This window comes from Parageobacillus sp. G301, from assembly GCF_030268025.1.
GTDB classification, from domain to species: Bacteria; Bacillota; Bacilli; order Bacillales; family Anoxybacillaceae; genus Parageobacillus_B; species Parageobacillus_B toebii.
Window position 1 is genome coordinate 305,120 of record NZ_BSDB01000002.1, and the last position, 15,870, is coordinate 320,989.

At 41.1% G+C, this 15,870-nt stretch carries 15 protein-coding genes and 1 pseudogene; 11 read left to right on the forward strand and 5 right to left on the reverse strand.

Translation table 11 applies throughout. The features are described from left to right. Positions 1-33: 33 nt before the first annotated feature. The 6 genes and pseudogenes from QSJ37_RS10245 to QSJ37_RS10270 all read left to right on the forward strand — a co-directional run bounded on the left by QSJ37_RS10245 (position 34) and on the right by QSJ37_RS10270 (position 3,913). Positions 34-399 carry an IS200/IS605 family accessory protein TnpB-related protein gene (locus tag QSJ37_RS10245; RefSeq protein ID WP_285755055.1) on the forward strand — a complete coding sequence of 122 codons (366 nt, stop codon included), beginning with the start codon at positions 34-36 and terminating at the stop codon, positions 397-399. After that, positions 336-470, forward strand: a complete 135-nt coding sequence (locus QSJ37_RS10250) for a hypothetical protein (RefSeq protein WP_483313607.1) — start codon at positions 336-338, stop codon at positions 468-470. Before QSJ37_RS10245 ends, QSJ37_RS10250 begins: the two co-directional genes overlap by 64 nt. Before the next feature lie 244 nt (positions 471-714). Continuing rightward, positions 715-1,636 (forward strand): annotated as a pseudogene (locus tag QSJ37_RS10255) (Rpn family recombination-promoting nuclease/putative transposase). A 181-nt stretch (positions 1,637-1,817) separates the two neighbouring features. Beyond that, entirely contained in the window at positions 1,818-2,315 is a 498-nt protein-coding gene (locus QSJ37_RS10260) for a macro domain-containing protein (protein WP_285755057.1), read from the forward strand. Positions 2,316-2,623: 308 nt separating this feature from the next. Continuing rightward, positions 2,624-3,703, forward strand: a complete 1,080-nt coding sequence (locus QSJ37_RS10265; protein ID WP_285755058.1) for a PDDEXK family nuclease — start codon at positions 2,624-2,626, stop codon at positions 3,701-3,703. Positions 3,704-3,772: 69 nt separating this feature from the next. Continuing rightward, a complete protein-coding gene (locus tag QSJ37_RS10270; protein ID WP_156482451.1) occupies positions 3,773-3,913 on the forward strand; it encodes a hypothetical protein in 141 nt (46 codons plus the stop codon). Positions 3,914-4,097: 184 nt separating this feature from the next. On the opposite strand, the gene QSJ37_RS10275 is transcribed toward QSJ37_RS10270, so the two are convergent. The 3 genes from QSJ37_RS10275 to QSJ37_RS10285 all read right to left on the reverse strand — a co-directional run bounded on the left by QSJ37_RS10275 (position 4,098) and on the right by QSJ37_RS10285 (position 6,987). Next, on the reverse strand, positions 4,098-4,718 hold the full coding sequence (locus tag QSJ37_RS10275) for an AmiS/UreI family transporter (protein ID WP_285755060.1): 621 nt from the start codon (positions 4,716-4,718) through the stop codon (positions 4,098-4,100). A gap of 28 nt (positions 4,719-4,746) precedes the next feature. Next, positions 4,747-5,868 (reverse strand): AAA family ATPase, encoded by a 1,122-nt coding sequence (locus tag QSJ37_RS10280; protein WP_285755061.1) that lies wholly within the window; start codon positions 5,866-5,868, stop codon positions 4,747-4,749. Between the two features lie 72 nt (positions 5,869-5,940). Next, the gene (locus QSJ37_RS10285) at positions 5,941-6,987 is read right to left on the reverse strand and encodes an aliphatic amidase (RefSeq protein WP_081188968.1); all 1,047 of its coding nucleotides are present in this window, start codon (positions 6,985-6,987) and stop codon (positions 5,941-5,943) included. A gap of 288 nt (positions 6,988-7,275) precedes the next feature. On the opposite strand from QSJ37_RS10285, the gene QSJ37_RS10290 reads away from it, so the two are divergent. Further along, positions 7,276-9,597: a transporter substrate-binding protein gene (locus QSJ37_RS10290; protein ID WP_285755062.1), complete on the forward strand. Its 2,322-nt coding sequence runs from the start codon at positions 7,276-7,278 to the stop codon at positions 9,595-9,597. A gap of 497 nt (positions 9,598-10,094) precedes the next feature. On the opposite strand, the gene QSJ37_RS10295 is transcribed toward QSJ37_RS10290, so the two are convergent. Further along, positions 10,095-10,340, reverse strand: a complete 246-nt coding sequence (locus QSJ37_RS10295; protein ID WP_089098193.1) for a hypothetical protein — start codon at positions 10,338-10,340, stop codon at positions 10,095-10,097. 5 nt (positions 10,341-10,345) lie between these two features. Next, positions 10,346-10,693, reverse strand: a complete 348-nt coding sequence (locus tag QSJ37_RS10300; RefSeq protein ID WP_285756102.1) for an ArsR/SmtB family transcription factor — start codon at positions 10,691-10,693, stop codon at positions 10,346-10,348. 294 nt (positions 10,694-10,987) lie between these two features. Here QSJ37_RS10300 and QSJ37_RS10305 point away from each other — a divergent pair, with 294 nt between their 5' ends. From QSJ37_RS10305 to QSJ37_RS10320, 4 genes are all read left to right on the forward strand, one after another. Continuing rightward, the gene (locus tag QSJ37_RS10305; RefSeq protein WP_285755063.1) at positions 10,988-11,176 is read left to right on the forward strand and encodes a hypothetical protein; all 189 of its coding nucleotides are present in this window, start codon (positions 10,988-10,990) and stop codon (positions 11,174-11,176) included. Positions 11,177-11,349: 173 nt separating this feature from the next. After that, positions 11,350-12,660 (forward strand): branched-chain amino acid transport system II carrier protein, encoded by a 1,311-nt coding sequence (gene brnQ / locus QSJ37_RS10310; protein ID WP_285755064.1) that lies wholly within the window; start codon positions 11,350-11,352, stop codon positions 12,658-12,660. A 271-nt stretch (positions 12,661-12,931) separates the two neighbouring features. Continuing rightward, positions 12,932-14,356 carry an N-acetylmuramoyl-L-alanine amidase family protein gene (locus QSJ37_RS10315; protein ID WP_483313608.1) on the forward strand — a complete coding sequence of 475 codons (1,425 nt, stop codon included), beginning with the start codon at positions 12,932-12,934 and terminating at the stop codon, positions 14,354-14,356. A gap of 418 nt (positions 14,357-14,774) precedes the next feature. Continuing rightward, the gene (locus QSJ37_RS10320; RefSeq protein WP_240345848.1) at positions 14,775-15,692 is read left to right on the forward strand and encodes an Rpn family recombination-promoting nuclease/putative transposase; all 918 of its coding nucleotides are present in this window, start codon (positions 14,775-14,777) and stop codon (positions 15,690-15,692) included. Positions 15,693-15,870 lie beyond the last annotated feature (178 nt).

Genomic DNA, 15,870 nt, shown 5'->3' on the forward strand with positions numbered 1-15,870 from the left:
CGATGGAAAAAATATGAGCGGGCGAAACAATACGTGTTATCCAAATCCGAAAGACAGCTGCGGGATGCGCTCCATCAAACGGCCAAACAGTTTGTCGACTGGTGTTTGAAGCAATCCGCCTCCGATGTGTATATCGGAAACGTCGAAGGAGTGCAGCGAAACACAAGAAAGAAAAAGCGGACAAGCCGCAAACAAGCGCAAAGACTCTCGAATTGGTCATTCGGGAAAGTGAAGTGGCATCTCACTTATAAGCTGGCTCCACATGGCATTCGCTTGCAAGTCGTATACGAGCTAGTCTTCCTGTCTGCCAAAAGAGAAAAAAAGCATCTTCCCGCCTGTTTGTGTGCCGGTGTGGGTATGAGGAACATCGTGACGTTCATGGAGCGCGAAATATCTTAAGCAGGGCGCTGCACGGCACCTTCAAACACTGGAACGTACAAACGAAGCTGACGTATCTACGGATTGCGTAAGCAAGAAGTAGTAGAAGGGTTGGACCGCCCCATCGGTTTAGTGCCGATGTTGCTTACTGGACCCATCAAGAAGACTTCCGATGAATTCGTCGAGTAGAAGGAGACCGCCTTCTTCTGCGCAGAAGCTTCTTTGGTGGAGGTAGTAAGAAACTCCCACCTCTTCATGGAATGAAGGTGGGAGAGGTTCATTGAGGATGTAACCCCTATTCTCCTCAATACTCTCCCCGAAAGGATGATCCTCGTCATGAAAGAATACCTCGATTTGAAAATGGATTTCATGTTTAAACAGCTTGTTTGGCCATCCGAGCCGAAAGCGGATTACGATCGCTTTTTTGAATGCAATTTTGCATCGGAGCGGACGCGACCGCATTGTCGATGTGCGGTATGAAAATACGGAGCTTGCGAAAGAAACGGAAGATGGCAAAACGAACCGCTTGGATGTGCTCGTATTTACCGACCGGGGCGAGCGGGTTAACGTGGAAATTCAGGTTGTTCACCAGCATGATTTGCCGGAGCGGGTGTTGTATTATTGGGCGAGGCTGTTTTCTGCGTCGCTCTCTTCAGGACAAGCGTATTCCGAACTTCCTCCAACCATTATGGTTACGATCCTCAACTACCCTTTATTTCCTCATGAAACGGACCGCTTTCATACCGTGTTTCATTTACGTGAAGATGAGGAACATTTCCTTTGGAGTGCTTATATCGAATTCCATGCGATTGATTTGCCGCAGTTTATGGTACAATGGAAGAAATATCGACGGGAGATGAAAAAGTCGGCAGAAGTGCCGTGGTTGATGATGCTATCGGTGGTAGACGGCCGTGATAGCAGATTAGATGAAACAATGTGGAGCGAATTGGAGGAGTGGGCGATGAACGAGCAAGAAATTCGCGAAGCGTTAGAAGAATGGGGGAAGTTAAGCGTCAGTCCGGAAAACCGCTACGCGTATGAAATGCGGTTGAAATGGCTGCGCGACCAGCTTTCCAACCTTCTTGGGGAGCGACGTGCAGGATTAGAGGAAGGATTGAAGAAAGGGCGGGAAGAAGGAGTTCGACAGGTTGCATTGGAAATGCTTCGTGCTGGGTTAGATCACGAAATGATTATGTCCGTGACGAAACTTAGTAGAGAAGAGTTGAATGAACTAGCTAAGAAAACATTGGACGATTAAATCGTTTATTGCAAAAGTTTATGCAGTGATGTGCATGAGGTCTATAGAATCATATATGATTGCGTCTTTATGTTAGTTTGCTTCTGACAAAAGAATCACGTCTGCAGGAGTTCTCTGCCAGATCAATTGCTTTGATTGTTTTCGAAGAAAGAAAATATTGGAGTGAATTGGAGGGATAGTTATGATCAAAGCCGTGCATGGAGACATTACGAAACTTCAAGATGTTTCCTACATTTGCAACGCGGCAAACGGAATCGGTCCGATGGGAGGAGGAGTGGCAGCCGCGATTCGCAGAGCTGGCGGCCAAGAGATTGAGACAGAAGCGATAAAAGTTTGTCAGGAGCAAAATCCGATGCCAGGTGACCTGTATGTCACACATGCGGGAACACTTCCGTTTCAAAACATTATTCATCTAGTGACGATGAAAGAACCGGCAGGAGCGACCTCTTATGACATTGTCAGAACATGCTTAAACAATTTAGTCGCTTATTGTCAAAAACATGGAATTGACAAAGTAGCCCTGCCAGCGTTGGGAACAGGAGTAGGAAATTTGGATAAAGCAAAAGTCGCCGCCATCTTCAAAGAAGTGTTGGAACCGGTGAAAGACATCGAATTTATCGTTGTCGATATTGATGAAGAATTTATCGCATTATTCGATGGAAGCGGCAATGTCCACTAAAAGGAACGGAGCATCTTCTTTGGTGCTCCGCTCCATGTGTGTTTGTTGGGCTCGTTGCCTGTTACTAACCGATGTCATGGCCCAATTAGTTATACGATTCCAATTTAACCTTAGACAGTGAAGGAGTCACTAACTTTGAAAAGGCATATGAAGCATTAACGTATTTTAAAATGAAGCATATAATTATAGTTGAGAAAAAATGAAAAGACGATGAATGCAGATTAATTCAAATATCTCACCCACTTTTTTTATTTTGTAATAGAAAGTAAGAGTGCTTATGAATAAGGAAGTTGTGGAGGGAGGCTTATATGTACAGACTAAACATCGACAAAAATGAACTTGAGGAAATTCCCGAAACGACGTTTTTTGAAAATGATATAAAAGAGCGCGAGCATATCGAGGAGTGGATTCGCAAAAATCCAGAGGTACTCGGAGAAGATTTGCTTATTATCGGGCATGAGTATGACAAATTTGAGGTGAACGAGCGGCTTGATTTACTTGCGTTAGATAAACAGGGGAACCTCGTTATTATTGAATTAAAACGAGACACGACAGGAGGAAGCGTGGATTTTCAGGCGTTGAAATATGCTTCTTATTGCGCCAGATTGAACCCACAAGATGTGTTGGACATTTATTCGGAGTATATCCAAAAACATCATCTTAACGTCGATGCGAAAGAGGAATTGATGGCGTTTTTAGAAGTGGAAAATGAAGAAGAGCTGAATGCAATTCTTAATACAAACCAGCGGATCATCATTGTCGGCAGGGAAATCGATAAACGCGTCCTTTCAGTTTGCACCTGGCTGTATGAAAATAGCATCGATATAAAATGCATCACCATTAAACCGTACAAGCTGGATGATCAGATTATTATGGATATTCGGCAGATTCTCCCTCCGGATAAATTGGAAGACTACTACATAAGCAAGAAGGCGGCTGCTAGAGATCGGCAAATTAGTATTGACCAAGCGGTATCGACATTTTTGACGGAAGTTTCGAACTTCATCAACACGCAGACGGACTATACAGCGCATTATAGCGGAAAGCGGGATTATTTCGTTGGACGCAAATTTTTAAATATTCCATGGAGATTTGTCTTTGTGTATAAACATCGCAATCACACCGCGACGATGTTTATTGAATCTGATCATCCGCAGGGGGTAGAGTTATTGCAAAAGATTGCGGTAGAGAAAACCGAAGCGTTGCGACAGGACTTAGGGTATCCGGTAGAGCTTGTTTTAGGTGCGAAAAATAAACGGCTGCATAAATTGGTGGTGACCTTAACATTTCATGAGAATCAGCCTTTGGAAGATCGTATTCGTCAATATACGGAGACGTTTGTAAAATATAAAGCATTTTTAGAAGAGGTTGTCGGGCAGTATCGTTAATTTTCTTATAGGCTTACTCCACTGTCATTACCCGATTTTGGGGAGCGGCGCGCGAGGGTGGAAGAAGGATTGAAGAAAGGTCGGGAAGAAGGTCGAAAGGAAGAACGGAAGAAAGTGATTCGGCATAGGGCGGCAAAAGGAATGACCGCGAAAGACATTGCTGACCTTACTGGTCTTACGGAAGAGGGAGTTGGCAAGTGGGTTGAATAGTATTGGGGTGGCGCGTTGTTTAAAAAGAAAAGGAGAGCTTGTCACGGTCAGAAGTGAACGGCTCTCATTTTGTTTTATTTTTATATAATTGAAAACAAACAATGCTAGAACCGTAAAGCAAACGGCATTAGGGCATGATGCTTGTCACTTGTTGAATATGGGTTTCAAATGGCAATCCATGATATTAAGCTTCTGTTGAAATACGATTTATTTTGGAAGAAGAAGGTTTAGTGGATATATAGATAACGATAAAAGCAAAAATCGTTAAAATGGTTACTGCTAAAGTAGTTTTTAGTCCTACGACATCCCATTGGTTAATTAGAAGGAGAAAAGCGGGAATAGTCGCTGTAATCCATGCTTGAATAAACGCTACCCAACCAGTAAAGACGGCGATGTTCTTTTTTTGTGCAAGTAGTAAGTAAAATAAAGTCCAAAGGAAGGACCACATAAGCCAAATAATACCGAATTTTATATCTTGCAGTTTAGTAAAATTTATATAACTATATCCTAGGGCTAGGATTGCTACCCATAAAGAGTACCAGCCCAAACCTGAAGAATCTAAGTTTTTTAGGTTAGAAATTCCTACATATAGATAAGTTAAACCAAAAAGAAATATACCGGAAGCGTTAAAGATGATCCACAGATCCCCTTTAGATGTAAATATGAGATAAAACGGTGTAATAACTTGCATTGCTCCAATAAATAAGTTGAACACTCCAGCGCTTTTTTGATCGACTTTCCCCAATAACATTAAGCTATTGATAAATAATACAGCGCCAACATACATTAGGCCGACTTTATCCATGTTTTTTCCCCTCTCAACAGTGAAATAATTATGGTGTTTCTTGTGTTGATTCAAAGAGGATTAGATTGCCATCCTTTATTTTTGCAATAAATTGGACTGGGTGATCTTGATGTAATCGCTTACTAATTTTTGCGGCCAAGGGAACTTCTATATATTTTCGAATAGCGCGTTTTAAAAATCTCGCGCCATATCGTTGATCAAACCCTTTTTTAATCAAGAATTTACGAGCAGATTCGTCGAGCTGAAGTGTGCAGTTATATTTTTGTATTCTTCGGTTAATAGCCTGAATGTTGAGATCAAGAATATGTTCTAGCGCATCTTGTTTTAGCCACTGAAAGACAAAAATATCATCGAATCTGTTGATGAACTCGGGACTAAATCGTCTTTCTAGCTGAGAAAGGACAATAGAGCGGAGAAAATCTTGTTCCGTTTTTCTCCAATTGGAAGGGCGTAAGAACCAAAAAAGTTTACGCAATCTATACTTTAGACTTTTGCTAGCGTAACTAATAATTTCTTTTGCGCCAATATTGCTTGTCATAAAGATCATGGCATTACGGAAATTAATAACCTTCTCTCCCGATGTCATTACTAGTATACCGTTATCCATTACATTAAGCAGGGAATAAATAACTTGATCATCTGCTTTTTCCAGTTCGTCAAAAAGAACAATCTCAGGTTTACTGTAAGACCCCTCAATTTTTTCCTTTTGGAATAGGGAGTTTCCCTCTTTACTCCCTACGTATCCTGGAGGAGCCCCCGTTAACGCCGCAGCATAGTGTTCTTGGGTTAGTGTATTCATGTCAATCCGACAATAAGCTTCCGCATTTCCGTGGATAGCTTCGCTAAGCACTCGAACTATTTCTGTTTTTCCCACACCTGTCGGTCCTAGAAATAATGCGACATACAAAGGGCGGTTCTCTTCTGTAATATCAGTCCAAACAATATTTAACATTTCCTCTATACCATCTAAAACTTCATCTTGTCCCCAAATTTTTGAACGCATATGACGAATTACTTCATTTACTTCAAAACGAAATCGTGTAACTAAGGGAGAAGAGGAATTGAAAGTTTCTGAAAGATTAGCTGATGATAAAGAATTTTGGTGGCGATTCTCATTTAAATCCTTTAATTTCGATGTTATAAATGTCATCGCATCATCCCCTCATTGTATCGATAAAGGAGGTCAGGTCCAAGAACCTGACCTCTTCTCTTTATTCCCAGATCATTTTCCAGCTACTTTTTCTATCCCTTCGTGAGGTATTCCTTCTATCGGACACTCAGCAGTTCCTACTGTAGAACGTGTGATCTTTTCTACGTTTTCACGGGCCTTCTCCGCATCAAGCACCCATGTACGGTAGAAGTCAAATGGACACTCTGCTACGCCACGACCGTCTTCTCCTGATTTAATTAAACCGGTATATCCACGGTGAAGTAGTTTAAATAAGTGGTTTTGTGATTGCGAGTTTTTGCGGAAATCGCGGATTTGCGATATAGAGAGTTCTGCATATTGAACTCCGTTTTCCTCTGTGCCGCATTCCCCTAATGTACGACCATCAAAACCAATAATAGCTGAATGACCAAAATAAGAATAAACACCGTCGAATCCAGACGCATTAGCAACAGCAACATACGTATTATTCGCCCAGGCCATTGCTTTCGCCATGATAATTTGTTGTTCTTTTGCCGGATACATATATCCTTGGCATCTAACAATAAGCTCCGCGCCTTTCATAGCACAATCACGCCATATTTCTGGATAGTTTCCGTCGTCACAGACAATTAAACTTATTTTGATTCCTTTTGGCCCTTCTACAACATAAGTAGTGTCTCCAGGATACCACGGTTCAATTGGGCACCAAGGAATAATTTTACGGTATTTCTGTACAATTTCTCCTTTATTATTCATTAAAATCAAGGTGTTATAAGGAGCTTTATTTGGATGATCTTCATGTCTTTCACCTGTTAAAGAAAATACCCCCCAAGTGTTAGCAGCACGACATGCTTCGGCAAATATAGCAGTTTCTTCTCCAGGAATGGAAGAGGCAGTATCATACATTTCTTGTTCATCGTACATGATTCCATGAGTGCTGTACTCTGGAAAAACGATTAAGTCCATACCAGGGAGCCCCTTTTTGATTCCCACAATCATGTCCGCTATTTTGCGGCAGTTGTCCAATACCTCCTCCTTTGTGTGAAGACGCGGCATTTTGTAGTTGACCACTGCAACACCCACTGTGTCATGGCTGCTCGAGATATCCCCATGTCTCATTTTTCATTACTCCTTTCCTTGATTGATTTGATTGTATAGATGGAAACGAAGATCATATCGCTTTGTTTCCATCCATCTGCCCTATATTTATTGCAAGAAATGTGCCAAGTTTAGATATTGTTAAATACTTTATATTTTTGAATAGGGAGGATAGAGAGTTTTTCAATTTTGCGACATTATTTTTGATTGAATATTTGAAATGTTAAGAATCTTGTAATAAAATTAAAGATGATATCGAATTGTTCAATTTTTATACATTGTTGCAAAATGATACAAAGGGGGGATTATATGAATATTTGTATAGGTCTTTTATTTTCATTAACAGGCATCACTTCCTTAACGGAAATTGGTCCATATCGAGCGGCGGTGTATGCCCTCGAGAAATTCCAAAAAGATTACAGCAAATCCAATATTTCATTTACGTATGAAGTAAGAGATATTCGTTCCGATCCAAGTGAAAGCTATAGGCAAGCATTGGATATGGCACGTTCAGGGATAAAAATTTTTGTAGGATGCTATACATCCGCATGTCGCAAAGCTATTTTGCCTGTTCTGGAGCAATACGATTGCCTTTTAATATATCCGGCGCTTTATGAAGGACAGGAGATCCACCCGAATGTTTTCTATGTTGGAGAAATTCCCAATCAACAAATCGCTTCACTGCTGAAATTTACGGTTGAACAATTTGGAAAGAAAGTTTACCTAATTGGAAACGATTATGTTTATCCTAGATATACGAATCAGCAAATTAGAGAGATGCTATATGGGTTGGGGGGAGAAGTGATTGGGGAAAAATATGTTCCATTAGGGCACAAAGAGTTTTCGCCTTATTTTGAAGAGATTAAGCATTCTTCTCCTAATGCGATATTGTCTACGCTTGTTGGGGAAAGTATATTGCCTTTTTATAAAACTTATTATGAATTAGGATTAAATCCTGAGGAAATACCTATTATTAGCCCAATTACGACAGAGCTGGAAATACAAGCAATGGGACCTAAATATGCGGCTGGTCATTATAGTTGTTTTAGTTATTTCCAGTCATTAGATATTCCTGAAAACCACTCATTTGTAAAAGGTATGAAAGAAAAGTATGGATTGGACACGGTTATTTCCGCAGTTATGTGCAGTACTTACATTGGGATTCAGATCGTATTAGACGCGATATGTCATTTACAATCCACAGAAAGAAGGAAAATCTTAAAATATTTATACGAGAAAGAGTTTTCTTCCCCAAGTGGAAAAATTAAAATAGAATCTAATCATCATTTGTCAAGAGAAGTGAGGATTGGAAAAGCAAAGGAAAATGGACAATTTGGAATTGTTTGGAGCTCGGGACAACAAATTTCTGCAAGACCACTTTTAACCAATACGCTGCTAGATTCTATGGATGAAGAAGATATATGGAAGATTTTAGTTGAAGAAATTGGTAGAGAAGTATCTGATGGAATTATCGTCGTTGACCAAAATAATAAGATTTTATACGTGAATCCCTATGCTTCTGATATAACTAGAGCTAAATCCGGTGATCTTTTCGATGATACGCACTTATTGGATATAGGTTATGAATTAATTAAAAGGAAAATTAGGAAGCCGTATAATGCCTTTTTGATTTTAATAAAGAAAAGATCAGCACAAACTATCTCGCAGTCTCAAGAGAAATACCAATTTGGCAAAATCGTAACTTATAATCCGACTTTTCAAAAAGAGCTTCATATTGCTTCGACCGCCTCCCAATTTGACGCAAATGTATTGATATTAGGGGAAACTGGCACTGGCAAAGAAGTTTTGGCACGAACTATTCACGAGCAAAGCCCTCGTCGTAATGGACCGTTTATTGCTTTGAATGCGGGGGCTATTCCAAAAGAACTGATTGCTAGTGAGTTATTTGGATATGTGGAAGGAGCATTTACAGGTTCAAAAAAAGGCGGAAACATTGGAAAGTTTGAAGCCGCCAATGGGGGCACATTGTTTCTTGATGAAATTGGAGAGATGCCATTAGAATTGCAAGTAAGCCTTCTTCGAGTGCTAGAGGAGCGAAAAGTGGTTCGTATCGGTGATTATAAGGAACGACCTGTTAATGTAAGAGTCATCGCTGCAACAAACCGCAATCTTAAAGAGGAAATTGCTTACCAGGGATCTTTTCGTTCTGATTTATATTATCGGTTGAATGTATTTACCATTCATGTCCCTCCACTTCGACATCGAATAGAAGATATTCCTTATTTATCGATACAATTCTTGCGTCAGTTTCATCAGTATTATGGAAAAGGACCTCTAGATTTATGTGATTCCGCATTGCAAATGCTTCAGTCCTATCATTGGCCAGGTAACATACGTGAATTGAAAAACGTGATGGAAAGAGCGTTTCTTTTAGCTATTCATGAGCCCAAAATCCTTCCTTCACACCTGCCTGAAGATTTCCAACATTCTAGTACAATAAAACGATCTCACTTAGCTGGTAATCTAAAGTATATGGAAAAACAAATAATCGAACAAGTTCTTCAAGAAACAAACAATATTACAGAAGCAGCTAAAGTTCTTGGTGTAACTAGAAGCACGTTATACCGAAAAATGAATAAATGGAATATCCGAAATAAAAAGACGCAGTAGACAGAAGCTGTGCTTGGACAAATGCAGATAAACAGAAGGGCACGAATGTCAAAATAGATATGTCATCAAAATTATTGTTCACAAAAGGAGATGGTTTATGTTCCGTGGATAGACTATCAAACCAACAAATCAGATAACTTTTTTGTGAGGGTTTAGTAAATTCGTTAAGGGAAGTCAAAGAAAAAAACGATTCATTTTAAGAAATAATTGCTAAAAATCAAAGGCGGTCAATATGACTTTTCTTCTGAAGCAGAAGAATTAATCTAATTATTTAACAAACAACATGAATTTATGCGTTTTGTAGCACCATTCATTTAAGAAAAAACACACGTTTGGAGTTATTTCTATTTTACTCCATAACGTGTGTTTTTTAAACAACTTTTTTGGAATCGGGTTACATTTGTTATGACTTTTTCTAAGTCTCGTGATGGGAGTTACTAGAATAATACAAAGTAAATTGGTTGTACCTTTCAAGTAAAGGTTATTTTTAAACAATTTTATTCTACTTCTCGAAGGATTTTTTCAACATTTTTCATTCGGTTATTCAAATCTTGGAGTTCTTGAAGAATTTTCTTTTGATGTTCGCTTGTGTCTCGTTGTAAAGCGAGCAATTCTTCGGACATTTTTTGATAAGCTTGTTCTTTCCCTGCTTGTATTTTGACGTGCCATGTTTTGATCAAATAGACGATAATGATTGTTGTCAATACCAATACAGTTAAACTATAAAATACACCCGTATGCATGATGTTCATTCTCCTTTCTTCTTGATGGTCAGTGTGTTGACCGATTTTGCAATCAATTCTTTCGTTAAACGAATATCAAAAGGCTTTAATTCATAATATTTCATGGATTTGCCGTCCTCTGACAGCTCCAACTCACTCGTTACCAACCCCGCTGCCTCTAATTTCTGCAAATGCATATAAAGCAAGGGCCGGCTCATCTGAACGGCTCTTGCTAATTGGCTCACATACTGCCTCTCTTTTGCTAATATAGAAATAATTTTTAAGCGATGAGGGTTCGACAGAGCTTCCAATACAGCAAGCAATTCATCTCCAGATAAGTCATCTCCAGACAAGCTCGGATTTTTATTTACCATCACTATGTCTCTCCCTTTTTATTCCGCGTCTTATCCAATCTTCTCGACTGCTATAACCCCGTTTAAAGTTTTACGGTACTCAGCATCCCCCTTTCATTTTGGGATATTTAATAGTTAAAAATTTAATAACATATGTAATAAATATTTTACATGTAATAATAATATTACAGGTGTTCATTTTTGTCAACACCATAAAAAACGACTTGTACTTTGGTAAGAACACACTGATCTGATTAAAAAAACAGCACAAAAAAATCGCCATTTACCGTCTTGGCAACGGTTTAGGATTAAGTGATGGAAACATGTGAAAAAGCCACCGGCCGCAAAGCCAGCATTGAATCCATCGACCGATGCCCGTTGTTGCTTCATCGCAAAAAATGGATGACGAGTTGGCTGAAAAGCGGAATATTCGTTGGAAGGGATGATTGCAAGCGCATGGAAAAAGCAAGTAAACCGAAAAGCCTCCCGCTGCATGGTGTTTAGCGGGAGGCTAATTTTAATAATCAGCTCCATTGTTTTGGTTGACGAAATAGCGAAAAAAATGTAATATTGAAAAAGTTTCAATTATACAAAAATAATAAATTTTGGTGTAAACCGAGATAAAATGATTGTATTTTCGGAAAATTACAAAGACCATATATGGGAGGGCATCTTAGATGAAGAAAAAAGACATTTTCTTTACGGGGTTAATGCTTTTTGCCTTATTTTTCGGGGCAGGGAACTTAATTTTTCCGCCGTATCTTGGCATGGAAGCAGGGAAAGCGGTTTGGCCGGCGATTATCGGGTTTGTCGTTACAGGGGTGAGTTTGCCTATTTTGTCTGTTGCCGCTATTGCGCTAGCCAAAGATGGGATTCAATCGATTGGAAATTATGTTCATCCTCTGTTTAGTTTATGCTTTTCGCTTATCATTTATTTAGCGATCGGTCCGTTTTTCGGCATTCCGCGGGGAGCGAGTGTCACTTATGAAATGGGAGTAAAACCGTTTCTCAGCGGGAATGGCGGCGCGTTCTCGCTGCTTTTATTTACCATTATCTTTTTTGTGATCGTTTATTGGTTAAGCTTAAATCCGTCGAAGCTGGTTGATCGCATCGGGGAAATATTGACGCCGATTTTGCTTCTTTCGATTGCCGTTCTTTGCATCGCAGGGATCATTCAGCTGCAAAACCCGCTGCAAGAACCGGCGGAAAAATATGCTTCCGCTCCGTTTTTTAAAGGATTTATGGAAGGATATTTAACGATGGATGCGATCGCGGCGCTTGCGTTTGGGATTGTCGTGGTGAACGCTTTAAAAGATAGAGGCGTGCATCAGCAATCGGCAATGATAAAAGCCACTATTCAAGCAGGGTTGATCGCTGGAGTGGGTTTGGCGTTAGTTTATATAGCGACTGCGTTGGTCGGCGCGAAGATGTCTGTAAACGGTCCATTTGCCAATGGCGGGGATTTATTGTCCAGTGCGGCCGCGCTTTTATTTGGCAGCGGCGGGAAGCTATTGCTTGGCGTCATTGTCGCTTTAGCGTGTTTAACGACCTGCATTGGGCTAACCGCGGCATGCGCGCAATATTTTCATGAAATAACTCCAAACATATCGTATAAAACTTATGTGACGATCATTACGATGTTTAGTTTAGTCGTTTCTAATTTAGGATTAAATCAACTGATTTCGATTTCCGCTCCGGCGTTAACGATGATTTATCCATTAGCCATTGTGCTTGTGGTCATGTCGTTTTTCCATCGCTTGTATAAAGGCTCTACGAAAACGTATGGAATGGCTTTGTTGTTTACCTCGGTGTTCAGCGTATATGATGGCTTGAAGGCGTTTGGTGTGGATACGCAATGGTTAGAGCCGTTATTATCTTGGTCCCCATTTTTCTCGGTGGGATTAGGTTGGGTGGTTCCTGCCATCATCGGGGCAATCATCGGCTTTGTGATGGACAACATCGTCTTGAAGCAGCATCGGACAGCGTAAAAGCTGGAGAATTGGGAACGGCCGCTTTGCTTCGGCATGGCGCTTGCCGTTCCCGTGTTGTTATAAGGAAAAGAAGGCCGATCACGGCAGACATGATGGCCTGTTTTATTAAAAGCGAAAAAGTGGAATGCGGTAATATCGTGGGAAAAGACAGTTCGATTTTAATTTTTTCTTTATTGACGGAAAGGAAAATTAATCCTCCCTTCGAAATATATAGTAAGCAAAGTGGTACTTGGTAAGAAGGGAGAATAATAGATTGAATAGGCTGCGGATGAGATCGTTCGTATTTCTTATATGCATGACGGTGATTCTCGCCGCGCTGCCGACGTCTCAGGCGATGGCGGCAAAACAAACGGCAGTGGTGACGGCGAAGCAGGTAAATGTGCGGCAAGGGCCGGGAACGCTTTATCACGTTGTGATGAAGGTCGATCAAGGGGAAACGTATCGAGTCGTTCGTGAAAAGGCAGGCTGGGTGCAGTTGCAAATAAAGCAAAACCAGACAGGATGGATTGCCAAACAATACATCGCCTATGTCCGCAAACAGGCGGTGGCAACAGAGGATAGACTGCGAATACGAACCGTCCCGAGCTTGAACGGCAAGGTCGTTGGCTATCTTTCTCAAGGACAAGCCGTTGAGGTGATAGAGAAGGAAAACGATTGGGAGAAAGTGGTGACTCCTTCGTTTATTGGCTGGGTTTCTTCCGCTTATCTTGCTTCGAATGATGATAAGAAAACATCGATGAGACAAACAGGATGGGTAACGGCGGATTCATTGAACGTAAGGGCAAGACCGTCGCTGCAGGCAGAACGTGTGGAAAAAGTTACATACGGCCAACAAGTGCAAATTATGTTCAAACAAGGACAATGGTATCAAATTGCCACAGAGAATGGAAAGATTGGCTGGGTGTCCAGTGAGTATATTGCCGCTGTTTCTCCGACGGCTTCGCAATGGGTGAAGGTATTGTATAATGATGTGAATATTCGTTCGGCTCCTTCGCTGGATGGAAACATAAAAACAACAGCGCAGTATGGAGAACGTTATCGGGTGCTAGGGAAGATTGGCAATTGGTATGAAATTGAGATTCCAGGACGGGGCATTGGTTATATTGCCGGCTGGCTCGTTTCCGCTGGTGCGGATGGCAAATCGGAGTCCAAAACCTTAAAAGGAAAAACGATTGTGATCGATGCTGGACATGGCGGAAAAGACAGCGGGGCCATTAGCCATACCGGGATGATGGAAAAAACGCTGACATTGCGGACAGCGCAGCTTCTCAAAGGAAAGCTGGAAGCACAAGGGGCAAACGTGGTGATGACGCGTTCGAGCGACCGGTATGTTTCGTTGTCGGAGCGCGTGCAAACGGCGTATCGCTATCACGCGGATGCATTTATTAGTATTCATTATGATAGTGCGAAGGATCAAAATGCCAAAGGAGCAACGGTATATTACTATGATATGTTTTCCGACTATTTGCTTGCATTGTCGCTGGAACATCCGTTTTCCCGCATGATGTCGATTCCGTTTCGCGGGGCGAGTTTCGGAGATTATTACGTGATTCGCGAAAACGAGCTCCCGTCCGTGCTAGTAGAATTAGGATATTTGAGCAATCCGACGGAAGCGAGCATCATTGCGACAGATCGTTACCAGCAGGAAGTGACAAGCGCGATTGCCACTGGGCTTCGCAATTATTTTGAATAATGAACGAAAAGGCAGGGTGTGGGAGTATCCTGTCTTTTTCTATCTTTAGAAGCAAAGAGACAACATTGTTCTAATAGAATCGTATATGAGGTTGGGAAATTGCTAAAATAGTATAACAGTCAGGGTGAGGGGAGAAGTCGATTGCGTTTCCGGTACTTGAGATAGTAGGAGCATGGCCGGGAAGTATGATGAGTGTATCACCGACACCATTACAAGCGCAAAAAAGTGATTTTGGTTGAAGAAGTGGAGTAGATTTTTTGAGGTTTTGCTTGGAAAAGAACATTTTCATAAAGCGATGCGCTCTTTGTATTTATCAGAATATTCAATAATTTAATATTGACTTTTTTGCCTCTGTCTATTGTAATAAAGATGCATCCTCTACTATCCTCTATATTTCCTCGAAAGGATGATCCTCGTCATGAAAGAATACCTCGACTTGAAAATGGACTTCATGTTTAAACAGCTGTTTGGGCATCCAAGCCGAAAGCGGATTACGATCGCTTTTCTGAATGCAATTTTGCATCGGAGCGGACGCAACCGCGTTGTCGATGTGCAGTATGAAAATACGGAACTTGCGAAAGAAACGGAAGATGGCAAAACGAGCCGCTTGGATGTGCTCGTATTTACCGACCGAGGCGAGCGGATTAACGTGGAAATTCAAGTTGTTCAACAGCATGATTTGCCGGAGCGGGTGTTGTATTATTGGGCGAGGCTGTTTTCTGCGTCGCTCTCTTCAGGACAAGCGTATTCCGAACTTCCTCCAACCATTATGGTTACGATCCTCAACTACCCTTTATTTCCTCATGAAACAGACCGTTTTCATACCGTGTTTCATTTACGTGAAGATGAGGAACATTTCCTTTGGAGTGCTCATATCGAATTCCATGCGATTGATTTGTCGCAGTTTATGGTACAATGGAAGAAATATAGACGGGAGATGAAAAAGTCAGCAGAAGTGCCGTGGCTGATGATGTTATCGGTGGTAGACGGCCGTGATAGCAGATTAGATGAAACGATGTGGAGCGAATTGGAGGAGTGGGCGATGAATGAACAAGAAATTCGCGAAGCGTTAGAAGAATGGGAAAAGCTAAGTGTCAGTCCGGAAAACCGATATGCGTATGAAATGCGTTTAAAATGGCTGCGCGATCAGCTTTCCAATCTTCTTGGGGAGCGGCGTGCAGGACTAGAGGAAGGATTGAAGAAAGGGCGGGAAGAAGGACGTGAGGAAGAACGGAAGAAAATGATTCGCCATATGGCGGCAAAAGGAATGACAGCGAAAGACATCGCCGATCTCACTGGCCTTACGGAAGAGGAAGTGCGAAAGTGGATGAAATAGTACCGGTGTAGCGCATTGTTTCTTTTCGAGTTTTGCCAAAGAGAAGGAGAGCTTGCCACAGTCAGAAGTGGACGGCTCTCCTTTTTGTTTTTTTCAATAATTAGAAGTATCAAGCACATTAGTAACTTATAAAGAAAATGAATAAATCCAATAAAATCGATAAATTCAACAAAATCAA

Coding starts and splice junctions, on each gene's coding strand:
- QSJ37_RS10290 (WP_285755062.1), top strand. CDS start 7,276: ATGAATATTTGTATAGGTCTTTTATTTTCATTAACAGGCATCACTTCC.
- brnQ (WP_285755064.1), top strand. CDS start 11,350: ATGAAGAAAAAAGACATTTTCTTTACGGGGTTAATGCTTTTTGCCTTA.
- QSJ37_RS10275 (WP_285755060.1), bottom strand. CDS start 4,718: ATGGATAAAGTCGGCCTAATGTATGTTGGCGCTGTATTATTTATCAAT.
- QSJ37_RS10300 (WP_285756102.1), bottom strand. CDS start 10,693: ATGGTAAATAAAAATCCGAGCTTGTCTGGAGATGACTTATCTGGAGAT.
- QSJ37_RS10305 (WP_285755063.1), top strand. CDS start 10,988: ATGGAAACATGTGAAAAAGCCACCGGCCGCAAAGCCAGCATTGAATCC.
- QSJ37_RS10315 (WP_483313608.1), top strand. CDS start 12,932: ATGAGATCGTTCGTATTTCTTATATGCATGACGGTGATTCTCGCCGCG.
- QSJ37_RS10320 (WP_240345848.1), top strand. CDS start 14,775: ATGAAAGAATACCTCGACTTGAAAATGGACTTCATGTTTAAACAGCTG.
- QSJ37_RS10285 (WP_081188968.1), bottom strand. CDS start 6,987: ATGAGACATGGGGATATCTCGAGCAGCCATGACACAGTGGGTGTTGCA.
- QSJ37_RS10280 (WP_285755061.1), bottom strand. CDS start 5,868: ATGACATTTATAACATCGAAATTAAAGGATTTAAATGAGAATCGCCAC.
- QSJ37_RS10265 (WP_285755058.1), top strand. CDS start 2,624: ATGTACAGACTAAACATCGACAAAAATGAACTTGAGGAAATTCCCGAA.
- QSJ37_RS10295 (WP_089098193.1), bottom strand. CDS start 10,340: ATGCATACGGGTGTATTTTATAGTTTAACTGTATTGGTATTGACAACA.
- QSJ37_RS10260 (WP_285755057.1), top strand. CDS start 1,818: ATGATCAAAGCCGTGCATGGAGACATTACGAAACTTCAAGATGTTTCC.